Consider the following 17,842-nt stretch of genomic DNA (forward strand, 5'->3'; position numbering starts at 1 on the left):
GTACGCACCGTGCGGCGCGCGCGGTGCGGGCAGCGCGGCGGCCGGGCCGGCCGGCACGTCCGATTGCGGCGCCGGTGCGGGTGCTTGAGCGGGTGCCTGAGCCGGTGCCTGCGGGGCAGCTGCTGCGCCGTTCGCCGGTTGTGCGCCCGGCTTGCGAACCCCGCCGCGGCCTTCCATGTTGCCGGTCGCATACACGTCGGCTTCGTTCGGCTTTGAGAAGCTGTCGGTCGGCAGCGGCACGTCGGCGGTCTGCAGCGGCTTCACGAGGTGAGGCGTGATCAGGAAGATCAGCTCGGTGCGGTCCTGCTGGAACGACGTGCTGCGGAACAGCGCGCCGAGCACCGGCACTTCGCCGACACCCGGGATCGACTTCAGCGCGCCCGTCACGTTGTCCTTGATCAGCCCGCCGATCGCGAACGATTCGCCGTCGCTCATCTGGACCGTCGTCGATGCGCGCCGTGTCGTGATCAGCGGCAGGATCGACGTGCCGCCGATGTTGGTCGCGCTCAGCGTGACGCCCGTCTGCGACAGTTCCGACACTTCCGGCGCCACCTTCAGGCTGATCCGGCCATTCGCCAGCACGGTCGGCGTGAACTTCAGCGCGACGCCGAATTCCTCTTCCTGCAGCGTGATCGACGACGTGCCGTTGCCGCTGCTCTGCGGGATCGGGATGAAGATCTTGCCGCCGGCGAGGAACGTCGCTTCCTGGCCGCTGATCGTCACGAGATTCGGTTCCGCGAGAATCTTGACGAGGTTGTCGGTGTTCTGCACATCGGCCGCGATGCTGAACGGCTTGTTGTTCGCCTTGTTGAAGACGGCCCCGCTCGCGACGCCCGCCAGCAGGTTGCTGACCAGCGCGCCACTCCACGAACCGAACCCGCCCTGGATGTTGAACGCGCTGCCCATCTGGTTCAACAGCGTCTTCGACACCTCGGCCACCTTCACCTCGAGCATCACCTGCTGCGGCGACGTGACGGCCAGCATGTTCAGCACGCCGCCACCGCCTGGCTTGCCGCCCGCGGCCGGATCGCCGGAGCTGTCGCCGTAGGCGTGCGCGATCTGCACGGCCTGTTGCGCGGCCTGCGAGCTCGACACGGTGCCCGACAGCACGATCGTGCCGGCCGCGGTCGTCACGCGGATGTCGCGTTCGTTCGGCATCAGTTGCTGCAGCGACGCCTGCAGGCCGCCGGCATCCGCGCCCACCGCCACGTCGATCACCCGGCATGCGCCGCTCCGGCCCTGCACGATCATGTTGGTCGTGCCGACCGACAGCCCGAGGATGTACAGCGTCTGCGGCGACACCATCGTGGCCTGCGCGACGGCCGGATTGCCGATCGTCCGATTGCGGACCGGCTCCGGCATCGGCACCAGCAGCGACTTGCCGAGCGGCACGCTGACGCTGGTCGATTCACGCACCGCGCCGACGCAGTTCGGCCCGCGCAGCGGTCCCGCCGACGCGGCGGGCGCGGCGGCCGCCACCGGCGCCATGCTGATCGTCATCTGCATCGGCCCCTTGCCGACCGCGGTCGGCGCGCTGGCGCCCCCTTTCGTCAGCACGGCCGACTCGACACCTTCCTGGGCCAGTGCGCCATAGACGGTCAGCCATCCGGAACAGAGGATCGCGGCCATCATCGTGCCCCGTGCGACGCGTGTACGCAGCGGGCCGGTACCTGTGCATTGCGGTTTGATCTTCATTTCGTCTGATCCCCCGAGAGACCGGCGCTGCGCCGGTTATCGACTTCCAAGGCCGCCGTGTCTCACTGACGGCCGATCTGTTTATCTGGATGAATAGGTCTGCTTCAGAAACATTCGACGCTGCCCCGCACGCCCGTCAGCACGCCGACGCAGTCGCGCCGCACTTCCGGCGCCGCGTGCGATGCGACGCGCACGCGTACCGTCCGTACATGGACCGGTGCCGGCGGCGCTTCGGGTGCGGGCTCCTTGCCGAGCAGCGTCAGCTTGGTCGCGCCGTCGGTGTTCAGCGTCTTCTGGTCGACCTGGTTGCGCAGCACGAGCGACAGCGTGCCGACGCTGCGTGCGAGGTCGAGCCGTTCGGCCTGGTCGGGTGTGACTTCCAGCGTGACCGCGTTGACGACCTTCGGTGCCGTGTCATCGCGGCTGACCTGCTGCGCGACGGCGAGCACGAGGATGTGTTCGAGCACGATCTTGGAGATGCTCTGCCCGTCGGTCTTGCCCTGCTGTTCCTGCGTGTTGACGATCACGTCGACGTAGTTGCCCGGCAGTGCGAAGCCCGCGACGCCGACCACGTCGTTCACGCGCACCGTGATCGCGCGGCTGCCGTCCGAGATCACCGCGGACAGCCCGCCCTTCGTGCCGACCGGCGCGAGCTTCGACTCGATCACCGGCTCGTCCCGCGACAGGCTGGTGCGGACCACGCGCCCTTCGAGCGACTTGGTATCGGTGAACGCGCCGGTCGGCACGCTGCCCGACGGCCAGTTCACCATGTGGATCTGGTTCGGCCCGAGCGGTTCGCCCAGGTTCAGGTCGGTGGCCGCCACTGCAACCGGCGTGACCGAGCTCGTGGATGTCTGCATCAGCCAGTGGGACGCGAACAAGACCGCGGCAAGACCCGCGACCATCGCGACGACCAGCATCATGACCGCTCGACTGTTTTTCATGGCAATGCTCCTCGACGAATCGTGAAAGAAACCGCTCAACCGGTGACGCTGGTGCGCCCGCCGCGCTCGACGGGCGGCGGATGACCGCCGTCCCGTTCAGGCGCTGAACCGAAATAACTCGCCCAGGCGTCGTACAGCGCGTCGTGCGTCACTTCGGGCGGATCGCCGCGGTAACGCGCGCCGGCAGCCACGAGACGCAACAGGTCTGCCGGGAAACAGGCGAGAAACGCCTTGCCGGTCGGCAGGTGCAGCCGATGCAGCAGGTAGTCGAATGCGTCGTGTGCCGCGACGAGGCCCAGCGACGCGCAGGCCGCGTCGAACAACGCGCGATAGTCGTCGATCGACAGCGCGCCGACGTGCAGCTTCGAGCCGAGGCGGCGCAGGAACGCGTCGTCGCCCAGCTGCTCCGGCGACAGGTTGCTCGAGAACACCGGCCAGACGTCGAACGGCATGACGAAACGGTTGCCGGATTCGAGCGTCATGAAATCGACGCCGCGATCGAGCGGGCGCAGCCAGCGATTGAGCAGGTCGCGCGGCTCGACGCGCTGGCGGCCGAGATCGTCGACGACGTACATGCCCATGTTCGCCTTCATGTGCGGCGGCGCCTGGTAGAAGCCGGCGGCCTCGTCGCGGCGCAGGTCGAGCTCGTCGAGCGTCAGTTCGCCGCCGGACATCACGACCGGCCGCTCGCACAGGCGCCAGCGGCGATCGACCGACTGGCCGCCGGGTTGCGATGCCGCGTCGACATGCACGAGCGGATCGTAGATCTGGATCACTTCGCCGGCCGCGCAGATCGCGTGCGGCACCGGCACGTACCCGTGCATCAGCGAGCCGAGCCGCTCGGCGAGAAAGGTCTTGCCGCTGCCGGCCGGGCCGTAGATCAGCAGCGGACGGCCCGCGTTCAGCGCCGCGGCCGCCGCGTCGAGCACCGCCGTGTCGATCACGATGCCTTCGAAGGCGGCCCACACGTCGTTCTGGCCGATGTGCAGCTTGCGCACCGAATGCGCGGCCACGCATTCGAGATACGCGCCGAGCGTCACCGGCGCGGGCCCGCTGTAGCCGCTGCGCGCCCGTTCCTCGAGCGCCAGCACACGGCCCGCGTCGGTCAGGCGGAACGTCACGTCGAGATCGGTCGCACCGCGATGGGTGAGTTCGACAAGGTGCTCACGCACCAGGAATGCAAAGACGTCGTCGAGCACCGCGAGCGGCAGGCAGTGCCGCTCGACCAGGTCGCCGTACGACGGGCGGCCGAGCATCAGCGTCGACTTCAGCACGAGCCCGGCGACGAACGTCTTGCTCAGTCCCGTGTCGTCGAGCGAGCGCGGCGCCGCGGGCAACTGCGCACCCAGCTTCGTATGCGCCTCCCGCGACGGCAACGGATCGGGCAGATGGGCCACCTGCGCGTCGCGTCTCGGTTCGGTATGGTTCGTGTTCATGGTCGTTCCGTCCTCGTTGCGGATGCGTCGCGCTACGCGTACGACGCGAACAACATGGCCAGCGTGCCGGCCGCGATCGCCACGCCATACGGCAGCGAGCCGACCGACGCAATTTCCGCGGCGCCGTCGGCGGCCGCCGCACCCTTGCCTTGCGCGTGCCGCGCAATCAATGCGCGGACGTTCTTCCACATCTGGCGCATCCGCCCGCGCAACAGCACGACCGCGAGTGCACCGATCCCGCCGGCCACGAAGGTGGCCAGCACGATGTAAAACGTCATTTGCGCGCCGACCCATGCGCCGATCGCGAGCATCAGCTTCACGTCGCCGGCCGCCATTCCGCGCAACAGGTAAAACGGCAGCAGCAGCGCGAAACCGGTCGCGGCGCCGGCAAGCCAGCCGAGTGCGCCCGCCACGACGCCGTGCAGCAGGCACTGGGCGACCAGCGCGCCGGCGAGGCCGAGCGCGACGAGGCGGTTCGGGATGCGGCGGGCCGCGATGTCCGTGCCGGCCGCGGCGACCGCGAGCAGCGTCACGCACAACGGAATCGGGTAAGGCGGCGCAACGGGTAACATGGCGAACCTCACGGAGCGGATCGAAGGATCAGGAAACCATCGCCAGCGCGGTGGCTGCGGCGGCCATGACGGCCGTTGCGATCACCACGTACGTATCGGCAAGCGAGCCCCGCAGCGTGACGACGCTGCCCAGCACCGCGACAGCGAACGTCGCGGCGAGGAACGCAGACTCGATCGACGTCACGCCCCGTTCGTCGCCGAACCTGGAGCTTGCGATACGCACCCTGGTTTGCATGATGGTCTCCGGTTCCGGGTGATCAGACGGGTGGGAGCGGCTCGAACGCTGCACCGGCCGAGCCGTCCGCACGCCCTGCTTGTCGACGGCCTCAAACGGCCGAGGTCAGATCGGCAGCGATCGTGGTGAACACGGTCTTGAGTTCCGTGCCGACCGCGGTGACTGCGACGATGATGCCGACTGCGATCAGTGCAGCGATGAGGCCGTATTCGATGGCGGTCACGCCGTCTTCATCGCGAACGAAACGGGCGGCTTGTTGAATGAACTTGGACATGTTGATCTCCTTGCGCGGTTACTTTCAAAGCCCTCGCGTGCCGGCTGGTCGGATGACCATGCATCGATACGTCGAGGCAGGTGTTGATGCCGTATGGTGCCGACGAGCGATTCGGATGCGCCGTTCGTCGTACCGTCCATCAAAGTGCTGTTACTGCCGAGTCCAGAGTCGAGGCGATCGTGCTGAACACGGTCGACAGATCCGTACCGATCGTCGTCAACGCGGCGACGATGCCGAGCGCGATCAGCGCAGCGATCAGGCCGTATTCAATGGCCGTCACGCCGTCCTGACCTTGAACGAACCAAGCGATCTTTTCGATGACTCTTTTCATAAGCACTCTCCATTCGGACTGCTATGTAATACCCTTCGTCTCTCATGACGTCGGGACGGGCACCACCGGCACTACTCGAAAAATCGGAACGCGCCGCTCAGCTGCGGGAACGGGGATGCACACCCCTGTCCGTGCGAACGGGTATCAATGAGGCAGAGAGCGAGAGAGGCGTGTATGGTGCGACCGGCCGGATGAACCGCGCGATCCGATCGACCTGAACGGCACGACTGCCGTTCGACGCATGGAATCCAGTTGAACGGGAGACAAACTCCCGGCAAAGCTGCAATGTGTCTTTAACGCGGTTTGCGAGCCGCACTGTGCTGTGGTCTTTCATTTTTATTCCCCATATGCTGCCATGCCGATTTCTTATCGCCCTGAAGAGACCGGGTCTCATTGGTCATTCGACGAACGCTGCGTGGTGAATCGACCTGGAGCTGCGTATTCCCCGACGCGCTCCGGCCTTCCTTTCCGCAGGTGATTCCGAAGCTGGTTCCGTCTGTCTTTTGCCGGAACCGCCCGGTTGTCACCTCGTCGACTGCCGTGCCAACGCTTACGCAAAGAGCAGGCCACCCAGGGCGAAATCCAGGCGCATCAAGGGTTCCGGCGATGCCCGCGTTCGTCGGCCCACGGCCCGATGCGAGAAATGTTTCAGAATTGATATGGGTTTGTCCGCAAGCGTTGTAAGCCGGAACGCCCGGAGCCGCGCTGCGTCAAGGATCAAAAATTTTTACTCGGGATTTTCCCGAACGCCCGCAGCGGCCCGCATCTCACGCGATCGGCGGGACGCGGCCCCGGTCAAAATGACGGAATGTTTCAACGCAGAAACAAAAATACCGAACACGTCGATTACTCATACCTGAAAACACGCTTTTCGCGCGTCTCGCCGGACAATCTAAATACCGGCTTTCAGTGCGTGGTTTGCATCGCGCGATTTTTTCTTCAACAATGAATTCACCGGACAACGCCATTTCAGGGCGATTCGATCCGCAGGCACGACAACATGAAACGGCTGCGACAGACCACGCAGCCTCTACACACAGACGGGGAATCATGTACACAGCCAATCGTGGGACGCGCGTTCGCGCCGTACGCTGTGCTCAATGGCTGACAGCCGACCGGATCATTCCGTACAGCTGCATCGTGCTGATGCTCTTCGTCGCATTGCTGGCCGTATGGGGCGTCGTGACCGATGGCTTTACATCGAGCGACGTTACCCGTCCTGGTGTCGATTTCTCGGTCTTCTGGACCGCATCGCATCTCGTGTTGCAAGGCCATGCCGCATCGGCCTACGACCCTACGTCATTCCTGCAGGCCGAGACCGCGCACTTCGGTGCGTATCTGCAGCATCGGCCGCTCCCCTGGCTCTATCCGCCGACGATGTTGCTGTTCATCGCGCCGGTTGCCCTTGTGCCTTTCCTGCCCGCTTACCTCCTTTTTTCCGCGGGCAGTCTTTTATGCTACGCGTTCGCCGTCTCGCGGTTGTCGGGATTGCGCGCGCATCTTCCCGTGCCGCGCGCCACGGCGCTCGTCATGATCGCGTATTCGGCCGTGTGCCTGTCCGCACTGTTCGGCCAGAACAGCATCCTGACCGCCGGCATCGCCGCACTCGCGCTGCATCTGCTCGGCAAGCGCCCGATCGTGGCCGGCGTGTTGATCGGGCTGCTCGCGATCAAGCCGCAGCTGGCCGTGGTGTTCCCGTTCGCGCTGATCGCCGCGCGTGCGTGGCGCGCGTTCGGGGCAGCGGCAATCAGCGCGGCGCTGTTAGCCGCGGCCGGGATCGCGCTGACCGGTGCCGGCGCGCTGCATGGGCTGGGCGCAGCCGTGTCGACGGTGCGCGACCAGCATTTCATGCTGCCGTCGTACTGGCTCGCGTCGCCGACGCCGTTCGCCGCGCTGCGGCTCGCGGGCGCATCGGTGGCGGTCGCGCTGACCGCGCAGGCGGTGGTTGCGCTGCTCGCGATCGCAGCGACCGTCGACGTGTGGCGCCGCACGCCCGACATGCGCTTGCGTGGCGCGGTCCTGTCCGTCGCCACCTTGCTGATTACGCCCTATCTGTGGCACTACGAACTGACCTGGCTCGGTATCGCGATCTTCTGCCTGATCGCCCACGGCTTCGATGAAGGCTGGCTGCCCGGCGACCAGGGCGTGCTCGTGCTCGCCTGGCTGCTGCCGATCTTCGAGATGCTGAACCGGTTGATGAAGCTGCCGCAGATCGGTCCGATCGTGCTGCTTGCCGTGCTGTTCGTCGTCGTTCGCCGCACCGCGCAGCGCTCGCCGTGGAACGCGTGATGAAGACGCCCCTTTCCATTCGCCATGCTCATCCCGCGATGGATGTGCATCCGGAGCTCCCGATCGCAGGCCCTCGCCGCTATCCGCACTGGCTCAATCGCGATCGCGTGCGCGCCTACGCCACCGGCGTGTTGCTGACCGAGCTGCTGTTCATCGGCATCTACATTGCCCGGGTGGCCTTGCATCATGCCGCCGCGCTGGCCCCGCTGTCGCAGGATTTCTCCGCAATCTGGAGCGCCGCATGGCTCGCCGCGCACGGGCGCGCCGCCGACGTCTGGCATTTCGACGCGTTGTTCGCGATCCAGCAGATCGCCGTTCCGGGCATGAATCTCGAGAACGGCATGCTCCTGTGGCTCTATCCGCCCAGCATGCTGTTGCTGGTCTTGCCGCTGGGCTGGCTGCCGTATATGGCGGCGGTCGTGCTCTGGCTCGGGATCACGTGCGTGCTGTTCGCCGCCGTCATTCATGCGACCGTGCAGCGCGGCACCGCGTGGCTGTGCGCGCTGGCCTTCCCCGCCGTCTTCATGACCGTCATCGTCGGGCAAACCAGCCTGTTTACCGCCACGCTCGGCGGCCTCGGCCTGCTGCTTCTGAATCGCCGCCCCGTCTGGGCCGGGATCTGCTTCGGCATGCTGATGATGAAGCCGCAGGTGGCCATCCTGATCCCGCTCGCGCTGCTGTGCGCCGGCCAGTGGCGTGCGCTGGCCGCGTGGGCGGCGACGATTGCCGCCTGTGTCGCGCTCGCCACGCTCGCATTCGGCACCGACTCGTGGCTTGCGTTCGCCCACGCGATGCACGAGGTCTACCGGGTCGTCGGCGCCGGCCACGCGAAGCTCGCGCGGATGCCCACCGTGTTCGCGCTGGCCGCGATGGCGGGCTGGCCCGCCTACGTCGCCAGCGGGCTTCAGCTGCTGTCGGCATCGATCGCGGCTATCGCCGTCGTCTATGCCTGGAGCGGCGCGTGCTCGTATGCGCTGCGCGCCGCGACCCTCGCCTGCGCCTGCCTGCTCGTCAGCCCCTATCTGTACGACTACGACCTGACCTGGTACGGCATCGTGATCGCGTGGTACGTGCGCTATGCGTGGACGCACGGCTGGCGGCGCTTCGATCGCGAATGGCTGGTGCTGCTGTGGCTGATGCCGCTCGCGGGCCTCGCCGTCGTGCCGCATCTGTCATTCCAGTTCATGCCGCTCGTCACGCTGGCGTCGCTCGGGCTGCTCGTCGGCCGGATCGCCCGGGAACGACACGACGTGCCGTCGATGCCGGACGCAAGCGACAACTCGACCGAAACCGCGTTCACGCATCAGGCCAGAACGCACCACCGCCCGGCGTACGGATTGCGCCGCACCGGCAGACCGACTATCGGCGCCCATCGGTGAAGCGACATCACAAGGGGAATCATCATGCGGGAACCACTCTTTACACCGCTCGTATCGCTGGTCGTGCCGTTCTATAACGAAGGCGAAGCCGTCGAACGCTTCTTCGACATCGTGATTCCGCTGATGACGTCGATCGACGCGATCCGTTTCGAGATCGTCTGCGTGAACGACGGCAGCCGCGACGACACGCTCGAGCGGCTGATCCGGATCAGCACCGGCGAGCGGCGCGTGCGCGTGATCGACCTCACCCGCAACTTCGGCAAGGAAGCCGCGCTGACGGCCGGCCTCGACGAAGCCGTCGGCGACGCGGTGATCCCGCTCGACGCCGACCTGCAGGATCCGCCGAGCCTGATTCCCGTGATGATCGAACACTGGCGCGACGGCGCGGAAGTCGTCGCCGCGAAGCGCAGCAACCGCGCGTGCGATTCGTTCGCGAAGCGCACGGCGGCCGCAATCTACTATCGCGTGCACAACATGCTGTCGGACGTGAAACTGCCGGAGAACGTCGGCGATTTCCGGCTGATGGATCGCAAGGTCGTGAACGCGCTGCGCAACCTGCCCGAGCGGCATCGCTTCATGAAGGGGCTGTTCGCGTGGGTCGGCTACCGGACCGTGATCGTCGAATACCAGCGCGACGCGCGCAGTGCAGGACACTCGAAATTCTCCGGCTGGAAGCTGTGGAATTTCGCGCTGGAAGGCATCACCAGCTTCAGCACCGTGCCGCTGCGCAGCTGGACCTACATCGGCGTCGGCATCGCCGCACTCGCCTTCCTGTACGGCTCGTTCATCATCTTCCGCACGCTGTTGTTCGGCAATCCGGTGCTCGGCTACGCGTCGCTGATCTCGGTCACGCTGTTCATCGGCGGCATCGAGCTCATCGGGATCGGGATCGTCGGCGAATACGTCGGGCGGATCTACGACGAGTCGAAGCAACGGCCCGTCTACCTGATCCGCCGCCGCTACCAGACGCACAGCAAGGTGATCGAGCTCCCGGTCGCGCGCGATGCGCGCCGCCAGATCGCACGCCGGCGCGTGCAACCGACCCGTGCGCGGCTCGGCAGCGTACGCTGACGCGCACCGACGGCCATGATCGCCCTGCTTTATGCCGAGCGCACGCGGCTCGTGCGCTTCGGCGTGTCCGGGTTCTGCTCGACCGCGATCCACGTGCTGGTCGCGGCGGCAATGTTCGCGTGGTTCGACGCGACGCTGGTGACGGCGAACGCAATCGCATTCCTCTGCGCGACGGCGTTCTCGTATCTCGCGAATACGCTGTGGAGCTTTGCGTCGACGGTGCGCACGCGCAACATGGTGCGCTTTCTCGCGGTCACGCTGGTCGGCTTCGCCGAAACGACGCTGCTCGCACGGGCGGCCGAAGCACTCGACGTATCCCGCGGGATGAGCATCGTCGCGATCGCGCTGGTGATTCCGCCGACCACCTTCGTGCTGCACCGGCTCTGGACCTACCGGTAAGCGATCCCGCCCCGCTCCTGCATTCCCGGAAACAATCCGGCAGTCCGTCATGTTCACGCCGAACGCGCAGGGCGGCACGATCCGGAGCTACCGGCTGATGAAGGAGCTGCAGATCGGGCTGACGGTCGCGATGTTGCCGGTGGTCGGGATCGGCGTCGATGACGTGTTCCAAATCTGTAACCGGCTGCAGGCGCATCTCGAGGGCGGGCAGGACATTTGCCACCCTGGCACATTAATGCCGTTGGCCCGTGAGGCTCCACGTTCCTTTGCTCCGGCGCTCACTGGCGGAACGCGTTCATGTTGTCGGAATGGCCGGCCTGCCGCCGCTTGCGGCGCGAGCCGCACGATGTCGCGGGCCGGGCCGAGTTGCGATCGAGCGTCGCAAACACAACCCGGATACGAGGCCGTGGATGTCGGTGTTCGGGTTCCGCCTTTTCAACGAGTTCTTCAGCGGAGTCGAACCTCCGAGCACTGACTAAACCGCTTCGAGAACAGTCGCGATCCCTTGTCCGCCACCGATACACTGCGTGGCAAGTGCGTAACGACCATTGACACGACGCAGCAGCGTCGCTGCCTTGGCCGTGATCCGCGCGCCGGTTGCGCCGAGCGGATGGCCCAGCGCGATTGCTCCGCCGTCGATGTTGGTTCGATCGGGATGGATACCGAGCTCGCGCATACATGCAATCGCTTGCGAGGCAAAGGCTTCGTTGATTTCGATCACATCCATGTCCTCGATGCGCAAGCCGGCGCGCGCAAGTGCCTTGCGCGTCGCGTGTACCGGCCCCATCCCCATGATTTCGGGTTCAAGGCCCGCAATTGCGGTCGACCGTATGCGGGCGAGCATGTCGAGCCCATGCTGTCGCGCGAATGCTTCCGACGTGACAAGTACGGCAACGGCACCATCTGTCAGAGGCGAAGCGGTACCCGCCGTTACGGTTCCGCCTTCCCCGAACGCAGGTTTCAGCGCAGCGAGTCCTTCGAGCGAAGTCTGCGGACGCAGACAGAGATCGCGATCGATCACGGTGCCATCGGGCGTGGTAACCGGCACAAGCTCATCGTCCAGACGACCTTCGGCTTGCGCGAGTGCAGCCTTGCGCTGAGACTCGGCGGCGAACGCGTCTTGTTGCTCGCGCGAAATCGTCCAGCGTGCCGCCACGTTTTCGGCCGTGATGCCCATTGGCGTGTACGCCTGGGTCGGCACGTCGGCATCGGGACGTTCTCTCGACGCGAAACGCGGATTCGGAGACGCTGACAAGCCGCCTTGCGGCACCATCGTCATGCTCTCTACACCGGCCGCGATGAACGCTTCGCCGGCACCGATGGCTATTTGTCCGGCTGCCATGTGGATGGCATACATCGATGAGCCGCAAAAGCGATTCACGGTCGCGGCGCCGATTTGAACGGGCAGTCCGGCGAGCAGCGATGCGATACGTGCGACGTTGTCGCCCTGCGCGCCCTCGGGATAGGCGCACCCCATCAGAACATCCTCGATCAGGCGTGGATCGATTCCGCTGCGTCGGACCAATTCGGCAAGTGCGACGGCGGCGAGATCATCCGGGCGCGTTGCGTGAAAGGGCCCCTTCCGTGCAAATGCGAAAGGCGTGCGAACATAACCAGCGATGACGGTACGATTCATTTCACCATCCTCCAAATATGGCCGATCGATAAAGGCAGGTCGTTGCGTGGTCCGTCACGCCTCGACCCGAGTCCAGATACGTTTGGGCACCATCGTGGCCGCGCACACCAGCGCTGAGCCGACCGTCCCCGCTGCGATGAAGGCGGATAGCGTCTCCATGCCGCCACCCAGTTGATTGACGGCCAGCCATCCACCGCCGGCCGCAATGAGCAAGCGAGCCGTTCCACCCAGGATTGTCCAGAAAGGACGGCCGATACCCTGGGCCGCAAACGAGAGGATGAAAGACACGCCGACCAGACCGTAGAGTGGCGCGATGGTCCTCAAATAGAGGCCCCCGAAGTGGGTCGCGGCCGTGTCATGCGTGAACAGGCCCAGCCAGACAGGGGGATGGATGGCGACGACCAGCCCGACGATCTGCGTGAAGCCGGCTCCCATTGCAATACCGAGCCATGTGGCTCGTCTGGCCCGCGCGATGTCGCCCGCTCCCATGCACGTCCCGACGACGGTCAGCACGGCGGTACCCAGACCGAACAGCAGCGGGATCAAGACGTAGTCGAGTCGTGAAGCGATGCCGTAGCCGGCCAGCGCAGCCTGGCCAAAACGCCCGACCACTGCGGTCAGCAATACGACCATCAGATTCAGTTGCAGTGCGCCTATCGACGAGAGCGCCCCGACCCGAAGAATGTCCGCAAAGAAACGTCGATTCAGCGGCGCGCGCGTCAGGACCAATCCGGCGTGCCCCCTGGCCATGTAGACCAGAAGCGCGACGGCGGCAATGCTGTAATAGAGGGAGACGGCAATGCCCGCACCGGCAATGCCCAGGCCGGGTACAGGGCCGACGCCGAAAATCAGCAACGGCGAAAGCGGGATCAGCACCAGCGCACCGGCGAAAGTCGTGATCGCGGGAATCTTGACGTTGCCGCTACCTCGCAGGGCTGCACACAGCAAGTTGACGATCCAGACTGGTATGGCGCCGGCGAATACGTAGTTTGAATAGGTCACCGCCGCGGCAAGTCCCGATCCCCGGCCGCCGAGTGCGGCATACAGCTCGGGACCGCAGCACCACGCCAATATCGTGAAAAAGCCGCCGAGCGCCACGGCCAGGACAACCGCATGCAGGACGATCGCATCAGCTTCGAGCCGTTTGCCGCCGCCAATTGCCCGAGCCACGGCGGACGCAACGCCACCTCCGATGCCGCCGTTGGACATCATCGTCATCAACATCGAGATCGGGAAGACAAGCGACACGCCGACCAACGAATCGGTACCGAGAAAACTCACGTACCACGTCTCCAGCACGCCGACGAATGTCTGGGCGATCAATACGGCTACGGTGGTTATCCCGAGCGACAGCAGCGTTTGAAACAGAGGGCCGCCCAAAATGCGAGCGCGACGTAGCGCGCCGGCATCGGGCTTGTTTGAAGTCTGGTCCATATGCATCGTCCCTATTCCCGGTTGGACAGAAACGACAGCAACAACTGATTGACCGCATCGGGCGCTTCTTGTTGTGCGTAATGACCGATTCCGGCAATCAGGTGTTTTCCCGTCAGGTTGGGCACGTTACGTTCGAGCGTCTCGTATTCCTCCTTCGCCATCTTCAGCACGCCATCCAGTTCACCTGCGATGAAGACCGCGGGCTGGAGGATGCGCGCGCCGTCCAGGAACGGCGTCAGCGCCCAGTTCCGATCGAAGTTCCGATACCAGTTGATGCCGCCCCGGAAACCCGACATCTTGAACTGTGCCGCGAAGTAGTCGAGTTCCTCCGTCGTTAGCCAGGCGGGTTGCTCGTCGGGGAACACGAGACTGTCGACAAGACGACTGGCTTTGTCGAAACGGACGAAGCTGGACTGGCGATGTTTTTCACTCAAGCGAGCCTGCCCCGAGGCCGAATACAGAATGCCCAGCAAAGCGCGTCGAACGTCGGCTTCCAGCTCGCGCTCTATCCGTTCGGTCTCCTGAAAATACTGTTGATAGAAATGCTGCTCGTGCGCAAGCAATTGAAGGCGGACGGACGGCCGCAGTGTCTGGCGTGGCAGGTATGGCACGCTCAGCAAAGCCAGTTTTCGGAACATGTCAGGGCGAAGCAGTGCAGCGGGCGCTGCGACCATGGAGCCCCAATCGTGCCCGACGAGAATGGCGTGTTCTTCCCCCAACGCATGAACCAGCCCGACCAGATCCGCCACGAGATTCAGGACGTTGTATGCGTCGATTGTTTGCGGTGCATCGGTGTCGCCGTAGCCTCGCTGATCCATTGCGACAACCCGGTACCCGGCCCGCGCCAATGGCGTGATTTGATGGCGCCACGAAAACCACGATTCCGGCCACCCGTGACAAAGCAGGATCAGCGGCCCCGAGCCCTGCTCCACGTAGTGCATGCGAATGCCGTTGGTATGGACGTATCCATGCTTCCAGTCCTGTTCCACTTCCGCCCCCTTGCACAAATAAGAGTATGATCGACATCCAATTAGAGTACGAATAAACTCTAAGTGTCAATGGAAAGTTTTAAGCGGAGCGCTCAGGCGCGTGATCGATATGAGAAAGTCCAGGGAAGAAGCAAACGAAACCCGCAAGCGGATCGTGGAAACCGCCGCAAGGGAGTTGCGCGAGAAGGGCGTGGTCGGCGCCGGGATTGCCGACATCATGTCGGCTGCCGGCCTGACCCCGGGCGGGTTCTATCGGCACTTCGAGTCGAAGGACCATCTCGTGGCGGAAGCGTGCGATGTCGCCAGCGCGACGCTACACGAGACGCTCGCGTCGTTCGTGCAGGGGAAGCCGCCGCGTGAGGCGCGCCAGGAGATTGCGGAGCGTTACCTGTCGGTCACGCATCGAGACAATATGTCGATTGGCTGTCCGTTTGCGGCGCTGGGCGGAGATATGGCGAGAGCCGACTCGCGCACACGGCAAGTCGCGACGGACAGGTTTCTGCGTCTCGCGGGTCTCTTTGCGGAACAGTTGGGGGGCACGGAAGCGAGCAAGCGTGGCAAGTCACTGGCGGCCGTGTCAGCGATGATCGGTGCGCTGATGATGTCGCGCGTCGTCGATGACGAAGCGCTGTCGCAAGAGATACTCCAGGCCGCTCGGGATGCGCTGTGCAAATGACGCGGCAATGTCTTTTCCGTATCCCGTGAGTCGATCCACGCGCCACCCGTTCCGGTCGCACAGAGCATCTCCTCGAGCACGGTCGGCCTTCGGGCTCCTCGCGTTGAGTGGCGATGTGCAAAATGCGCTCTATCGTCATCGACACTTGAAGGCTGCGTCGAGCGGTCATCCGCCCGTTTTCCACGGGGTTCAGAACTAGAAACCAAGCGGCCATGGCCAGTCGCTGTTTTGGCGTAAATCCGCCCAGGGCCATGTTTGGGCGGTCCTGATTGTCAGTCCACCTCCAGTCGGTCGCGAAACGCTGCACGGGGTCCAAGTCTTCCCAGTGGTACAGCGACAGCCATTCGTACCGCACGGTCCGGTTGAATCGCCCGACATACGCATTCTGCTGAGGCTTCCCCGGCTGGATGTCGTCACGCCTGATCGGCGTCCATCTTGCGCGGCCGGGCATGTTCGGCTTCCAACTCCTTCATCCGCGCGATCAGCGAGACGTCCATGCCGCCGTATTTCGGGCGCCACTCGTAGAACGTCGCCGTGCCGATGCCCAGTTCCCGGCACCGGTCCGGCGCCGACGGCCCCGACTTCACCCGCTTCAGCGCGTCCATGATCTGGCTGTCCGTGAATCTCGACTTCTTCATTCCGGAGAGTTCCCTCAACGAGAAAATTCTACTTCCGATCCCGCTGGTTTTTCGGGGGGATTACCATTCAACCGGCCTCTCGAATTCATAGCGCCGGTGCCGGTCGTGAGCGGCGGTCCCACCGTCCGCGACGAAACTGGCCGCATCGGCGTCGGGAATCCGTTCGGCGCGGAAATAGACGACCTTTCCCTGGCGCGCGTAATCGGAGTCAGCCAGCACGTCGAATTTCGTCGGATCGGCATCCTGAATCAGCTTTTCGCAGTTATAAACGCGATTTCCGTCCGTCCAGAAGAACGAACCCATGAATTTGACGGCTTCGGGAGTCGAGCCCGGGATGACCTCGCCGTTTAGCCAGACATGCCGCGTATCCGCACTGATCGTCGCGTTCGGCAGCGCGCACATGATCCGGAAATCTGCCGGCTCCGCATCCCGCAAAACATGCAGGTCGGGGCTGAACTCGTGGTCATCCGAACCATCGCGAAGCTGGTAAACGTGGCGATTGTCTGCATATAAATCGTAGCCAAGATACCGCAGCATAGCGGCATCGAGTTGGCGCTTGATTGCATATCCGTTACGGAAAAACTGTCCGTTGTTGCAGCACAGTCCGCCGAGATATGTCGTCATTCCCGGAAGGGCGCCCTCCATGCGGATCAGGCCTCGATCCGTCTGAACATAGACCGACTTGTCATCTTCAAACAAACCGTCTTTTACATGGACAAACGATGCGCCCTCCACCTGGGTCGGGCGAAGATATTCGAAGTTGTATATCTTCTCCCATACTGGAACGCCCCCCTGCGCTTGAATGATGCGCAAGACGCTCCTGACGTTGCCTTTGGTATTCCCGCCATTGGGGTAGTCCGCGTGACCGAAAATATTCCCCCCGTCGGGATAATCCATGTTCGCGACCGTCCACGCGGTGTCGCCACAGCGCAATAGCGGCTCTCCATCCGAACTGAAGGGCCGCCAACCCTGCATGGATGCGCCCGATTCAAGCGATTGCACCGGCACGACGTCCACCATCGGCTGGTGATACCAGATCTGGCACGCATCTGCATAAAAGGCCGAGTCCATGGCGTTGGCTGGCGTGACCCGGCGAAAGGTTTTCGGGTCTGCGTTTTTTACCACGGGGTCATCAGAAGAGCCGCCGTAAACGTGCTCGCCATCGGTCCAGAAGAACCGATCATAATCGTAGGGCGCTTGCGGGCTGGCTCGTAGCGCACCCAGTGCAACCTGCTTCTTCAGGGCCCGTGCCAATGGAGGGAACAACGCGTCCACGAGTTTGTCCGGGTCGCCGAAGTTCTCTTGACCGATCCACTCATCGAACCATTCGGGGGATAACTGCGCATTGACAGGATCGGGCACGATCCGCGAGGCCTTTTGACTGATCTCGATGCACAGAATATCGGTGCCCGTGTCAAACAAGCGGATGAATGACGGCGTTTTTGCCGTGTATGTTTCCGCAATACCTCGCAACAACGCGCAGAAAGAAAGCGCGGACTCCATGACGCCCGCTTCATCGCCATACTGAAAGTACACCGCAAAACGAAGCACTTTTGCTTGTTTGTCGTAGTGGCAATGAAGGTGACTATCACCCAGCCCGAAGCTGTCCACACAATAAGCAACCAATCCGTCAGCGACGCTGAGGTCCGCCGACGTTGCCGCTTTGGAAATACCGGAATCGCCGCGATACACTGAACCTGGCCAATCGTCGAATGCCGTGGCAGAAAGTGGCACGGATTTCAGCCATCGACGCAACGCCGCCTCACTGATTTCGACATCGGCCAGTACGAAAAGTGGTTCAGCCATTTGTTTGCATTCCTTTAATAATTACGTGCTGTCGTGGA

17 protein-coding genes and 2 pseudogenes are annotated in these 17,842 nt (G+C 63.9%); 6 read left to right on the forward strand and 13 right to left on the reverse strand.

Translation table 11 applies throughout. The features are described from left to right. From BDO18943_RS00005 to BDO18943_RS00035, 7 genes are all read right to left on the reverse strand, one after another. Positions 1–1,695, reverse strand: a 1,695-nt coding sequence (locus tag BDO18943_RS00005; RefSeq protein WP_175020660.1) for a type II and III secretion system protein family protein, incomplete at its 3' end; no start/stop codon positions are given. A 104-nt stretch (positions 1,696–1,799) separates the two neighbouring features. Next, a complete protein-coding gene (gene cpaB / locus BDO18943_RS00010) occupies positions 1,800–2,639 on the reverse strand; it encodes a Flp pilus assembly protein CpaB (protein ID WP_175020661.1) in 840 nt (279 codons plus the stop codon). Between the two features lie 35 nt (positions 2,640–2,674). After that, positions 2,675–4,075, reverse strand: coding sequence for a P-loop NTPase family protein (locus tag BDO18943_RS00015; RefSeq protein WP_175020662.1), 1,401 nt, complete (start codon positions 4,073–4,075; stop codon positions 2,675–2,677). Between the two features lie 32 nt (positions 4,076–4,107). Further along, positions 4,108–4,647 carry an A24 family peptidase gene (locus BDO18943_RS00020; RefSeq protein WP_175020663.1) on the reverse strand — a complete coding sequence of 180 codons (540 nt, stop codon included), beginning with the start codon at positions 4,645–4,647 and terminating at the stop codon, positions 4,108–4,110. Positions 4,648–4,675: 28 nt separating this feature from the next. Then, on the reverse strand, positions 4,676–4,882 hold the full coding sequence (locus tag BDO18943_RS00025; RefSeq protein ID WP_175020664.1) for a Flp family type IVb pilin: 207 nt from the start codon (positions 4,880–4,882) through the stop codon (positions 4,676–4,678). Between the two features lie 91 nt (positions 4,883–4,973). Continuing rightward, positions 4,974–5,156 carry a Flp family type IVb pilin gene (locus BDO18943_RS00030; protein WP_122949902.1) on the reverse strand — a complete coding sequence of 61 codons (183 nt, stop codon included), beginning with the start codon at positions 5,154–5,156 and terminating at the stop codon, positions 4,974–4,976. A gap of 139 nt (positions 5,157–5,295) precedes the next feature. Beyond that, positions 5,296–5,487, reverse strand: coding sequence for a Flp family type IVb pilin (locus tag BDO18943_RS00035; protein WP_175020665.1), 192 nt, complete (start codon positions 5,485–5,487; stop codon positions 5,296–5,298). Between the two features lie 1,050 nt (positions 5,488–6,537). Between BDO18943_RS00035 and BDO18943_RS00040 the strand changes: the two genes are divergently transcribed. Genes BDO18943_RS00040 through BDO18943_RS00060 form a run of 5 tightly spaced genes read left to right on the forward strand, consistent with a single transcriptional unit; the run spans position 6,538 to position 11,100 of the window. Then, on the forward strand, positions 6,538–7,776 hold the full coding sequence (locus BDO18943_RS00040; protein WP_175020666.1) for a glycosyltransferase family 87 protein: 1,239 nt from the start codon (positions 6,538–6,540) through the stop codon (positions 7,774–7,776). Next, positions 7,776–9,155: a glycosyltransferase family 87 protein gene (locus BDO18943_RS00045; protein WP_175020667.1), complete on the forward strand. Its 1,380-nt coding sequence runs from the start codon at positions 7,776–7,778 to the stop codon at positions 9,153–9,155. The genes BDO18943_RS00040 and BDO18943_RS00045 overlap by 1 nt, the downstream gene beginning before the upstream one ends. A gap of 24 nt (positions 9,156–9,179) precedes the next feature. After that, positions 9,180–10,226 (forward strand): glycosyltransferase family 2 protein, encoded by a 1,047-nt coding sequence (locus BDO18943_RS00050; RefSeq protein ID WP_089452626.1) that lies wholly within the window; start codon positions 9,180–9,182, stop codon positions 10,224–10,226. A gap of 15 nt (positions 10,227–10,241) precedes the next feature. Next, complete coding sequence (locus tag BDO18943_RS00055) at positions 10,242–10,625, forward strand: GtrA family protein (protein WP_175020668.1); 384 nt, start codon at positions 10,242–10,244, stop codon at positions 10,623–10,625. A gap of 49 nt (positions 10,626–10,674) precedes the next feature. Further along, the gene (locus BDO18943_RS00060) at positions 10,675–11,100 is read left to right on the forward strand and encodes a hypothetical protein (RefSeq protein ID WP_175020659.1); all 426 of its coding nucleotides are present in this window, start codon (positions 10,675–10,677) and stop codon (positions 11,098–11,100) included. Here BDO18943_RS00060 and BDO18943_RS00065 read toward each other — a convergent pair whose 3' ends face one another. The 3 genes from BDO18943_RS00065 to BDO18943_RS00075 are packed head-to-tail and all read right to left on the reverse strand — an operon-like array spanning position 11,101 to position 14,684. Further along, the gene (locus BDO18943_RS00065; protein WP_175020669.1) at positions 11,101–12,261 is read right to left on the reverse strand and encodes a thiolase family protein; all 1,161 of its coding nucleotides are present in this window, start codon (positions 12,259–12,261) and stop codon (positions 11,101–11,103) included. Between the two features lie 54 nt (positions 12,262–12,315). Beyond that, a complete protein-coding gene (locus tag BDO18943_RS00070) occupies positions 12,316–13,701 on the reverse strand; it encodes an MATE family efflux transporter (RefSeq protein WP_175020670.1) in 1,386 nt (461 codons plus the stop codon). 5 nt (positions 13,702–13,706) lie between these two features. Further along, positions 13,707–14,684, reverse strand: coding sequence for an alpha/beta fold hydrolase (locus BDO18943_RS00075; RefSeq protein WP_210771934.1), 978 nt, complete (start codon positions 14,682–14,684; stop codon positions 13,707–13,709). Between the two features lie 109 nt (positions 14,685–14,793). Here BDO18943_RS00075 and BDO18943_RS00080 point away from each other — a divergent pair, with 109 nt between their 5' ends. Next, the gene (locus BDO18943_RS00080) at positions 14,794–15,360 is read left to right on the forward strand and encodes a TetR/AcrR family transcriptional regulator (protein WP_175020938.1); all 567 of its coding nucleotides are present in this window, start codon (positions 14,794–14,796) and stop codon (positions 15,358–15,360) included. Between the two features lie 205 nt (positions 15,361–15,565). On the opposite strand, the pseudogene BDO18943_RS43105 reads toward BDO18943_RS00080, so the two are convergent. The 3 genes and pseudogenes from BDO18943_RS43105 to BDO18943_RS00090 all read right to left on the reverse strand — a co-directional run. After that, positions 15,566–15,769, reverse strand: a pseudogene (locus tag BDO18943_RS43105) (integrase core domain-containing protein); the annotation flags it as partial. 10 nt (positions 15,770–15,779) lie between these two features. After that, a pseudogene (locus tag BDO18943_RS43110) lies at positions 15,780–15,998 on the reverse strand (transposase); the annotation flags it as partial. A gap of 60 nt (positions 15,999–16,058) precedes the next feature. Further along, positions 16,059–17,804, reverse strand: coding sequence for a DKNYY domain-containing protein (locus tag BDO18943_RS00090; RefSeq protein ID WP_175020671.1), 1,746 nt, complete (start codon positions 17,802–17,804; stop codon positions 16,059–16,061). Positions 17,805–17,842 lie beyond the last annotated feature (38 nt).

The organism is Burkholderia aenigmatica, assembly GCF_902499175.1.
GTDB lineage: Bacteria > Pseudomonadota > Gammaproteobacteria > Burkholderiales > Burkholderiaceae > Burkholderia > Burkholderia aenigmatica.